Below are 12,289 nucleotides of genomic sequence, written 5' to 3'. Positions count from 1 at the left end.
CATCTGGCAACGTCACCGTCACTGTCACCGCTTCTTTCGCGTCTACCGGATTGTTGTCTGCATCTCGCAACGTCACCGTGTAGGTGATTTCACCACCTTCCGCTACCGTCTCTGATGCCGTTAGGTGCGCCGTCACCGTATCGATCGTGTCTTCTACCGTCACGCTCACGTCGGTGTTGTCCGCCTTCACCAGCGACTCCAGTTGTGGGTTGCCGGCTTCTTCACTCACCTCTTTGATGCTGTTTTCGATGGTCTCACCATCTCGGTACACATCGTCGCCCTGAACAGCAACGCTCACGCTGCCGCTGGTCTCGCCCGCTTTGATGGTGATCTCTTCACCGTTCGCCAGCGTTACCTTGATGTCGTTCTTCGCCTCACCACCACTTAACGTCGCCGTGTACGTGATTTGATTCGGCTGGTTATCGCCATCCACACCTTCCGCGATGCTCGACACATCCGCTGACAGGTCAACCGTCACCGTATCGATGCTGTCGGTGTCCGTCACGCCCGTGCTTTGTGCATCGCCGTTGTACTCCAGTTTCTCGAAGCTCGCACCACCACTGATGTCCGTAATGCTGCCGCTCACGCTGTCGATGTCGTAGATGTCATTCTCGACCGTGAACTCCACGCTGTTGCTGCTTGAGTCCGCACCGATAACCACATCGGTCGTCGTGCCATCTGGCAACGTCACCGTCACTGTCACCGCTTCTTTCGCGTCTACCGGATTGTTGTCTGCATCTCGCAACGTCACCGTGTAGGTGATTTCACCACCTTCCGCTACCGTCTCTGATGCCGTTAGGTGCGCCGTCACCGTATCGATCGTGTCTTCTACCGTCACGCTCACGTCGGTGTTGTCCGCCTTCACCAGCGACTCCAGTTGTGGGTTGCCGGCTTCTTCACTCACCTCTTTGATGCTGTTTTCGATGGTCTCACCATCTCGGTACACATCGTCGCCCTGAACAGCAACGCTCACGCTGCCGCTGGTCTCGCCCGCTTTGATGGTGATCTCTTCACCGTTCGCCAGCGTTACCTTGATGTCGTTCTTCGCCTCACCACCACTTAACGTCGCCGTGTACGTGATTTGATTCGGCTGGTTATCGCCATCCACACCTTCCGCGATGCTCGACACATCCGCTGACAGGTCAACCGTCACCGTATCGATGCTGTCGGTGTCCGTCACGCCCGTGCTTTGTGCATCGCCGTTGTACTCCAGTTTCTCGAAGCTCGCACCACCACTGATGTCCGTAATGCTGCCGCTCACGCTGTCGATGTCGTAGATGTCATTCTCGACCGTGAACTCCACGCTGTTGCTGCTTGAGTCCGCACCGATAACCACATCGGTCGTCGTGCCATCTGGCAACGTCACCGTCACTGTCACCGCTTCTTTCGCGTCTACCGGATTGTTGTCTGCATCTCGCAACGTCACCGTGTAGGTGATTTCACCACCTTCCGCTACCGTCTCTGATGCCGTTAGGTGCGCCGTCACCGTATCGATCGTGTCTTCTACCGTCACGCTCACGTCGGTGTTGTCCGCCTTCACCAGCGACTCCAGTTGTGGGTTGCCGGCTTCTTCACTCACCTCTTTGATGCTGTTTTCGATGGTCTCACCATCTCGGTACACATCGTCGCCCTGAACAGCAACGCTCACGCTGCCGCTGGTCTCGCCCGCTTTGATGGTGATCTCTTCACCGTTCGCCAGCGTTACCTTGATGTCGTTCTTCGCCTCACCACCACTTAACGTCGCCGTGTACGTGATTTGATTCGGCTGGTTATCGCCATCCACACCTTCCGCGATGCTCGACACATCCGCTGACAGGTCAACCGTCACCGTATCGATGCTGTCGGTGTCCGTCACGCCCGTGCTTTGTGCATCGCCGTTGTACTCCAGTTTCTCGAAGCTCGCACCACCACTGATGTCCGTAATGCTGCCGCTCACGCTGTCGATGTCGTAGATGTCATTCTCGACCGTGAACTCCACGCTGTTGCTGCTTGAGTCCGCACCGATAACCACATCGGTCGTCGTGCCATCTGGCAACGTCACCGTCACTGTCACCGCTTCTTTCGCGTCTACCGGATTGTTGTCTGCATCTCGCAACGTCACCGTGTAGGTGATTTCACCACCTTCCGCTACCGTCTCTGATGCCGTTAGGTGCGCCGTCACCGTATCGATCGTGTCTTCTACCGTCACGCTCACGTCGGTGTTGTCCGCCTTCACCAGCGACTCCAGTTGTGGGTTGCCGGCTTCTTCACTCACCTCTTTGATGCTGTTTTCGATGGTCTCACCATCTCGGTACACATCGTCGCCCTGAACAGCAACGCTCACGCTGCCGCTGGTCTCGCCCGCTTTGATGGTGATCTCTTCACCGTTCGCCAGCGTTACCTTGATGTCGTTCTTCGCCTCACCACCACTTAACGTCGCCGTGTACGTGATTTGATTCGGCTGGTTATCGCCATCCACACCTTCCGCGATGCTCGACACATCCGCTGACAGGTCAACCGTCACCGTATCGATGCTGTCGGTGTCCGTCACGCCCGTGCTTTGTGCATCGCCGTTGTACTCCAGTTTCTCGAAGCTCGCACCACCACTGATGTCCGTAATGCTGCCGCTCACGCTGTCGATGTCGTAGATGTCATTCTCGACCGTGAACTCCACGCTGTTGCTGCTTGAGTCCGCACCGATAACCACATCGGTCGTCGTGCCATCTGGCAACGTCACCGTCACTGTCACCGCTTCTTTCGCGTCTACCGGATTGTTGTCTGCATCTCGCAACGTCACCGTGTAGGTGATTTCACCACCTTCCGCTACCGTCTCTGATGCCGTTAGGTGCGCCGTCACCGTATCGATCGTGTCTTCTACCGTCACGCTCACGTCGGTGTTGTCCGCCTTCACCAGCGACTCCAGTTGTGGGTTGCCGGCTTCTTCACTCACCTCTTTGATGCTGTTTTCGATGGTCTCACCATCTCGGTACACATCGTCGCCCTGAACAGCAACGCTCACGCTGCCGCTGGTCTCGCCCGCTTTGATGGTGATCTCTTCACCGTTCGCCAGCGTTACCTTGATGTCGTTCTTCGCCTCACCACCACTTAACGTCGCCGTGTACGTGATTTGATTCGGCTGGTTATCGCCATCCACACCTTCCGCGATGCTCGACACATCCGCTGACAGGTCAACCGTCACCGTATCGATGCTGTCGGTGTCCGTCACGCCCGTGCTTTGTGCATCGCCGTTGTACTCCAGTTTCTCGAAGCTCGCACCACCACTGATGTCCGTAATGCTGCCGCTCACGCTGTCGATGTCGTAGATGTCATTCTCGACCGTGAACTCCACGCTGTTGCTGCTTGAGTCCGCACCGATAACCACATCGGTCGTCGTGCCATCTGGCAACGTCACCGTCACTGTCACCGCTTCTTTCGCGTCTACCGGATTGTTGTCTGCATCTCGCAACGTCACCGTGTAGGTGATTTCACCACCTTCCGCTACCGTCTCTGATGCCGTTAGGTGCGCCGTCACCGTATCGATCGTGTCTTCTACCGTCACGCTCACGTCGGTGTTGTCCGCCTTCACCAGCGACTCCAGTTGTGGGTTGCCGGCTTCTTCACTCACCTCTTTGATGCTGTTTTCGATGGTCTCACCATCTCGGTACACATCGTCGCCCTGAACAGCAACGCTCACGCTGCCGCTGGTCTCGCCCGCTTTGATGGTGATCTCTTCACCGTTCGCCAGCGTTACCTTGATGTCGTTCTTCGCCTCACCACCACTTAACGTCGCCGTGTACGTGATTTGATTCGGCTGGTTATCGCCATCCACACCTTCCGCGATGCTCGACACATCCGCTGACAGGTCAACCGTCACCGTATCGATGCTGTCGGTGTCCGTCACGCCCGTGCTTTGTGCATCGCCGTTGTACTCCAGTTTCTCGAAGCTCGCACCACCACTGATGTCCGTAATGCTGCCGCTCACGCTGTCGATGTCGTAGATGTCATTCTCGACCGTGAACTCCACGCTGTTGCTGCTTGAGTCCGCACCGATAACCACATCGGTCGTCGTGCCATCTGGCAACGTCACCGTCACTGTCACCGCTTCTTTCGCGTCTACCGGATTGTTGTCTGCATCTCGCAACGTCACCGTGTAGGTGATTTCACCACCTTCCGCTACCGTCTCTGATGCCGTTAGGTGCGCCGTCACCGTATCGATCGTGTCTTCTACCGTCACGCTCACGTCGGTGTTGTCCGCCTTCACCAGCGACTCCAGTTGTGGGTTGCCGGCTTCTTCACTCACCTCTTTGATGCTGTTTTCGATGGTCTCACCATCTCGGTACACATCGTCGCCCTGAACAGCAACGCTCACGCTGCCGCTGGTCTCGCCCGCTTTGATGGTGATCTCTTCACCGTTCGCCAGCGTTACCTTGATGTCGTTCTTCGCCTCACCACCACTTAACGTCGCCGTGTACGTGATTTGATTCGGCTGGTTATCGCCATCCACACCTTCCGCGATGCTCGACACATCCGCTGACAGGTCAACCGTCACCGTATCGATGCTGTCGGTGTCCGTCACGCCCGTGCTTTGTGCATCGCCGTTGTACTCCAGTTTCTCGAAGCTCGCACCACCACTGATGTCCGTAATGCTGCCGCTCACGCTGTCGATGTCGTAGATGTCATTCTCGACCGTGAACTCCACGCTGTTGCTGCTTGAGTCCGCACCGATAACCACATCGGTCGTCGTGCCATCTGGCAACGTCACCGTCACTGTCACCGCTTCTTTCGCGTCTACCGGATTGTTGTCTGCATCTCGCAACGTCACCGTGTAGGTGATTTCACCACCTTCCGCTACCGTCTCTGATGCCGTTAGGTGCGCCGTCACCGTATCGATCGTGTCTTCTACCGTCACGCTCACGTCGGTGTTGTCCGCCTTCACCAGCGACTCCAGTTGTGGGTTGCCGGCTTCTTCACTCACCTCTTTGATGCTGTTTTCGATGGTCTCACCATCTCGGTACACATCGTCGCCCTGAACAGCAACGCTCACGCTGCCGCTGGTCTCGCCCGCTTTGATGGTGATCTCTTCACCGTTCGCCAGCGTTACCTTGATGTCGTTCTTCGCCTCACCACCACTTAACGTCGCCGTGTACGTGATTTGATTCGGCTGGTTATCGCCATCCACACCTTCCGCGATGCTCGACACATCCGCTGACAGGTCAACCGTCACCGTATCGATGCTGTCGGTGTCCGTCACGCCCGTGCTTTGTGCATCGCCGTTGTACTCCAGTTTCTCGAAGCTCGCACCACCACTGATGTCCGTAATGCTGCCGCTCACGCTGTCGATGTCGTAGATGTCATTCTCGACCGTGAACTCCACGCTGTTGCTGCTTGAGTCCGCACCGATAACCACATCGGTCGTCGTGCCATCTGGCAACGTCACCGTCACTGTCACCGCTTCTTTCGCGTCTACCGGATTGTTGTCTGCATCTCGCAACGTCACCGTGTAGGTGATTTCACCACCTTCCGCTACCGTCTCTGATGCCGTTAGGTGCGCCGTCACCGTATCGATCGTGTCTTCTACCGTCACGCTCACGTCGGTGTTGTCCGCCTTCACCAGCGACTCCAGTTGTGGGTTGCCGGCTTCTTCACTCACCTCTTTGATGCTGTTTTCGATGGTCTCACCATCTCGGTACACATCGTCGCCCTGAACAGCAACGCTCACGCTGCCGCTGGTCTCGCCCGCTTTGATGGTGATCTCTTCACCGTTCGCCAGCGTTACCTTGATGTCGTTCTTCGCCTCACCACCACTTAACGTCGCCGTGTACGTGATTTGATTCGGCTGGTTATCGCCATCCACACCTTCCGCGATGCTCGACACATCCGCTGACAGGTCAACCGTCACCGTATCGATGCTGTCGGTGTCCGTCACGCCCGTGCTTTGTGCATCGCCGTTGTACTCCAGTTTCTCGAAGCTCGCACCACCACTGATGTCCGTAATGCTGCCGCTCACGCTGTCGATGTCGTAGATGTCATTCTCGACCGTGAACTCCACGCTGTTGCTGCTTGAGTCCGCACCGATAACCACATCGGTCGTCGTGCCATCTGGCAACGTCACCGTCACTGTCACCGCTTCTTTCGCGTCTACCGGATTGTTGTCTGCATCTCGCAACGTCACCGTGTAGGTGATTTCACCACCTTCCGCTACCGTCTCTGATGCCGTTAGGTGCGCCGTCACCGTATCGATCGTGTCTTCTACCGTCACGCTCACGTCGGTGTTGTCCGCCTTCACCAGCGACTCCAGTTGTGGGTTGCCGGCTTCTTCACTCACCTCTTTGATGCTGTTTTCGATGGTCTCACCATCTCGGTACACATCGTCGCCCTGAACAGCAACGCTCACGCTGCCGCTGGTCTCGCCCGCTTTGATGGTGATCTCTTCACCGTTCGCCAGCGTTACCTTGATGTCGTTCTTCGCCTCACCACCACTTAACGTCGCCGTGTACGTGATTTGATTCGGCTGGTTATCGCCATCCACACCTTCCGCGATGCTCGACACATCCGCTGACAGGTCAACCGTCACCGTATCGATGCTGTCGGTGTCCGTCACGCCCGTGCTTTGTGCATCGCCGTTGTACTCCAGTTTCTCGAAGCTCGCACCACCACTGATGTCCGTAATGCTGCCGCTCACGCTGTCGATGTCGTAGATGTCATTCTCGACCGTGAACTCCACGCTGTTGCTGCTTGAGTCCGCACCGATAACCACATCGGTCGTCGTGCCATCTGGCAACGTCACCGTCACTGTCACCGCTTCTTTCGCGTCTACCGGATTGTTGTCTGCATCTCGCAACGTCACCGTGTAGGTGATTTCACCACCTTCCGCTACCGTCTCTGATGCCGTTAGGTGCGCCGTCACCGTATCGATCGTGTCTTCTACCGTCACGCTCACGTCGGTGTTGTCCGCCTTCACCAGCGACTCCAGTTGTGGGTTGCCGGCTTCTTCACTCACCTCTTTGATGCTGTTTTCGATGGTCTCACCATCTCGGTACACATCGTCGCCCTGAACAGCAACGCTCACGCTGCCGCTGGTCTCGCCCGCTTTGATGGTGATCTCTTCACCGTTCGCCAGCGTTACCTTGATGTCGTTCTTCGCCTCACCACCACTTAACGTCGCCGTGTACGTGATTTGATTCGGCTGGTTATCGCCATCCACACCTTCCGCGATGCTCGACACATCCGCTGACAGGTCAACCGTCACCGTATCGATGCTGTCGGTGTCCGTCACGCCCGTGCTTTGTGCATCGCCGTTGTACTCCAGTTTCTCGAAGCTCGCACCACCACTGATGTCCGTAATGCTGCCGCTCACGCTGTCGATGTCGTAGATGTCATTCTCGACCGTGAACTCCACGCTGTTGCTGCTTGAGTCCGCACCGATAACCACATCGGTCGTCGTGCCATCTGGCAACGTCACCGTCACTGTCACCGCTTCTTTCGCGTCTACCGGATTGTTGTCTGCATCTCGCAACGTCACCGTGTAGGTGATTTCACCACCTTCCGCTACCGTCTCTGATGCCGTTAGGTGCGCCGTCACCGTATCGATCGTGTCTTCTACCGTCACGCTCACGTCGGTGTTGTCCGCCTTCACCAGCGACTCCAGTTGTGGGTTGCCGGCTTCTTCACTCACCTCTTTGATGCTGTTTTCGATGGTCTCACCATCTCGGTACACATCGTCGCCCTGAACAGCAACGCTCACGCTGCCGCTGGTCTCGCCCGCTTTGATGGTGATCTCTTCACCGTTCGCCAGCGTTACCTTGATGTCGTTCTTCGCCTCACCACCACTTAACGTCGCCGTGTACGTGATTTGATTCGGCTGGTTATCGCCATCCACACCTTCCGCGATGCTCGACACATCCGCTGACAGGTCAACCGTCACCGTATCGATGCTGTCGGTGTCCGTCACGCCCGTGCTTTGTGCATCGCCGTTGTACTCCAGTTTCTCGAAGCTCGCACCACCACTGATGTCCGTAATGCTGCCGCTCACGCTGTCGATGTCGTAGATGTCATTCTCGACCGTGAACTCCACGCTGTTGCTGCTTGAGTCCGCACCGATAACCACATCGGTCGTCGTGCCATCTGGCAACGTCACCGTCACTGTCACCGCTTCTTTCGCGTCTACCGGATTGTTGTCTGCATCTCGCAACGTCACCGTGTAGGTGATTTCACCACCTTCCGCTACCGTCTCTGATGCCGTTAGGTGCGCCGTCACCGTATCGATCGTGTCTTCTACCGTCACGCTCACGTCGGTGTTGTCCGCCTTCACCAGCGACTCCAGTTGTGGGTTGCCGGCTTCTTCACTCACCTCTTTGATGCTGTTTTCGATGGTCTCACCATCTCGGTACACATCGTCGCCCTGAACAGCAACGCTCACGCTGCCGCTGGTCTCGCCCGCTTTGATGGTGATCTCTTCACCGTTCGCCAGCGTTACCTTGATGTCGTTCTTCGCCTCACCACCACTTAACGTCGCCGTGTACGTGATTTGATTCGGCTGGTTATCGCCATCCACACCTTCCGCGATGCTCGACACATCCGCTGACAGGTCAACCGTCACCGTATCGATGCTGTCGGTGTCCGTCACGCCCGTGCTTTGTGCATCGCCGTTGTACTCCAGTTTCTCGAAGCTCGCACCACCACTGATGTCCGTAATGCTGCCGCTCACGCTGTCGATGTCGTAGATGTCATTCTCGACCGTGAACTCCACGCTGTTGCTGCTTGAGTCCGCACCGATAACCACATCGGTCGTCGTGCCATCTGGCAACGTCACCGTCACTGTCACCGCTTCTTTCGCGTCTACCGGATTGTTGTCTGCATCTCGCAACGTCACCGTGTAGGTGATTTCACCACCTTCCGCTACCGTCTCTGATGCCGTTAGGTGCGCCGTCACCGTATCGATCGTGTCTTCTACCGTCACGCTCACGTCGGTGTTGTCCGCCTTCACCAGCGACTCCAGTTGTGGGTTGCCGGCTTCTTCACTCACCTCTTTGATGCTGTTTTCGATGGTCTCACCATCTCGGTACACATCGTCGCCCTGAACAGCAACGCTCACGCTGCCGCTGGTCTCGCCCGCTTTGATGGTGATCTCTTCACCGTTCGCCAGCGTTACCTTGATGTCGTTCTTCGCCTCACCACCACTTAACGTCGCCGTGTACGTGATTTGATTCGGCTGGTTATCGCCATCCACACCTTCCGCGATGCTCGACACATCCGCTGACAGGTCAACCGTCACCGTATCGATGCTGTCGGTGTCCGTCACGCCCGTGCTTTGTGCATCGCCGTTGTACTCCAGTTTCTCGAAGCTCGCACCACCACTGATGTCCGTAATGCTGCCGCTCACGCTGTCGATGTCGTAGATGTCATTCTCGACCGTGAACTCCACGCTGTTGCTGCTTGAGTCCGCACCGATAACCACATCGGTCGTCGTGCCATCTGGCAACGTCACCGTCACTGTCACCGCTTCTTTCGCGTCTACCGGATTGTTGTCTGCATCTCGCAACGTCACCGTGTAGGTGATTTCACCACCTTCCGCTACCGTCTCTGATGCCGTTAGGTGCGCCGTCACCGTATCGATCGTGTCTTCTACCGTCACGCTCACGTCGGTGTTGTCCGCCTTCACCAGCGACTCCAGTTGTGGGTTGCCGGCTTCTTCACTCACCTCTTTGATGCTGTTTTCGATGGTCTCACCATCTCGGTACACATCGTCGCCCTGAACAGCAACGCTCACGCTGCCGCTGGTCTCGCCCGCTTTGATGGTGATCTCTTCACCGTTCGCCAGCGTTACCTTGATGTCGTTCTTCGCCTCACCACCACTTAACGTCGCCGTGTACGTGATTTGATTCGGCTGGTTATCGCCATCCACACCTTCCGCGATGCTCGACACATCCGCTGACAGGTCAACCGTCACCGTATCGATGCTGTCGGTGTCCGTCACGCCCGTGCTTTGTGCATCGCCGTTGTACTCCAGTTTCTCGAAGCTCGCACCACCACTGATGTCCGTAATGCTGCCGCTCACGCTGTCGATGTCGTAGATGTCATTCTCGACCGTGAACTCCACGCTGTTGCTGCTTGAGTCCGCACCGATAACCACATCGGTCGTCGTGCCATCTGGCAACGTCACCGTCACTGTCACCGCTTCTTTCGCGTCTACCGGATTGTTGTCTGCATCTCGCAACGTCACCGTGTAGGTGATTTCACCACCTTCCGCTACCGTCTCTGATGCCGTTAGGTGCGCCGTCACCGTATCGATCGTGTCTTCTACCGTCACGCTCACGTCGGTGTTGTCCGCCTTCACCAGCGACTCCAGTTGTGGGTTGCCGGCTTCTTCACTCACCTCTTTGATGCTGTTTTCGATGGTCTCACCATCTCGGTACACATCGTCGCCCTGAACAGCAACGCTCACGCTGCCGCTGGTCTCGCCCGCTTTGATGGTGATCTCTTCACCGTTCGCCAGCGTTACCTTGATGTCGTTCTTCGCCTCACCACCACTTAACGTCGCCGTGTACGTGATTTGATTCGGCTGGTTATCGCCATCCACACCTTCCGCGATGCTCGACACATCCGCTGACAGGTCAACCGTCACCGTATCGATGCTGTCGGTGTCCGTCACGCCCGTGCTTTGTGCATCGCCGTTGTACTCCAGTTTCTCGAAGCTCGCACCACCACTGATGTCCGTAATGCTGCCGCTCACGCTGTCGATGTCGTAGATGTCATTCTCGACCGTGAACTCCACGCTGTTGCTGCTTGAGTCCGCACCGATAACCACATCGGTCGTCGTGCCATCTGGCAACGTCACCGTCACTGTCACCGCTTCTTTCGCGTCTACCGGATTGTTGTCTGCATCTCGCAACGTCACCGTGTAGGTGATTTCACCACCTTCCGCTACCGTCTCTGATGCCGTTAGGTGCGCCGTCACCGTATCTACCATTGGAGTCACACCTACATTCACCGTCAGTGTATCTGTGCCACCTTGGCCGTCAGACACGATTACCGTGAAGCTGTCGCTACCGTTGTAGTTATCGTTCGGTGTGTAAGTCCAGTTGCCTTGTTCATCGACAGTTACAGAACCGTTAGATGGATCGCTACCTTTTGAAAAGCTTAGAGAATCATTGTCACCGTCTGATGCAGAAAGTGAGCCGCTGACTGGCGTATCTTCGTCTGTTGTTACTGCAACACTGTCACCTAATGGGTCGCCGTTGCTATCGACAAGAGTTGGCGTATCGTTAACTGGAGTCACACCAACATTCACCGTCAGCGTATCTGTACCACCTTGGCCGTCAGAAACGATCACCGTGAAGCTGTCACTACCGTTGTAGTTGTCGTTTGGTGTGTAGGTCCAGTTACCGTTCTCATCCACGGTCACAGAACCGTTAGACGGATCGCTGCCTTTTGAGAAGCTTAAAGAATCATTGTCGTCATCTGATGCAGAAAGTGAGCCGCTAACCGCAGTATCTTCATCCGTTGTTACAGATACACTTTCGCCTAAAGGGTCGCCGTTCTCATCGACAAGAGTTGGGGTATCGTTGACAGGGGTAACGTCAACGTTGATCGTGGTGGTGTCTGTGCCACCTTGTCCATCAGAGACAATAACGGTGAAACTATCGCTTCCGTTATAATCAGCATTAGGCGTGTATGTCCAACTTCCATCTTCATCGATAACAAGCTGTCCATTTTGTGGAGCCTGCCCCATAGAGAAAGTGACCGCGTCACCGTCAGCATCTGTTGCTTCAAACTGACCGCTAAGTGCGGTGTCTTCGTTCGTAGAAACGGTAAGCGTATCGCTAACTGAAGATCCGTTAAAACTAACGATATCTGGCGCACTGTTTTCAGAAGCAAAAGCACGGAATGAGTCTAGCAAGGTAAGACTTTGAGTTTCTGACAGGCCTAGAGACTCAAATCCAGAAGTGACAAATTCCGTTTCAGGGATAGTTTCTTCGCCATCACGTTCAATGGTGCCGCTGTTTGTTAAGCTCGAACCAGTTACGCCGGCTGCAGTTGCGAATTCATCACCGAGCTGCGTTGGGTCCGCGCCTTCTTCTAACGCAGCAAAAATATTTTCGATATCAGAATCAAGTTCGACTTCAACGTCGTCCTCAAAACGTTTAACAGATAAGTTGGGTTGGGATGATTGATTTTGACTTTCTAAAATCAAATCACCTGGTTGCAAAGCTTCACCAGCTTCCAACACACGAACTTTGCCGTCTAGGCCTATAACAATACGTTGTCCAGCACCTAGTGCGCCTACTAGGCTTAAAATTGTCATATCCAT

1 protein-coding gene (only partly in view) is annotated in these 12,289 nt (G+C 55.7%); it reads right to left on the bottom strand.

Annotated features, from left to right (window positions below):
* A protein-coding gene (locus OCV50_RS06430; protein ID WP_261904019.1) for an immunoglobulin-like domain-containing protein crosses the window boundary here: on the bottom strand, positions 1–12,289 show its 5' end (the start). It extends 23,588 nt beyond the left edge of the window; the window shows 12,289 of its 35,877 coding nt (coding positions 1–12,289); it begins with the start codon at positions 12,287–12,289; its stop codon lies beyond the left edge, outside the window.

It is taken from the genome of Vibrio fortis (genome assembly GCF_024347475.1).
In the GTDB taxonomy this organism is placed as follows: Bacteria; Pseudomonadota; Gammaproteobacteria; order Enterobacterales; family Vibrionaceae; genus Vibrio; species Vibrio fortis.
This window is presented reverse-complemented; position numbering and strand designations above follow the sequence as displayed.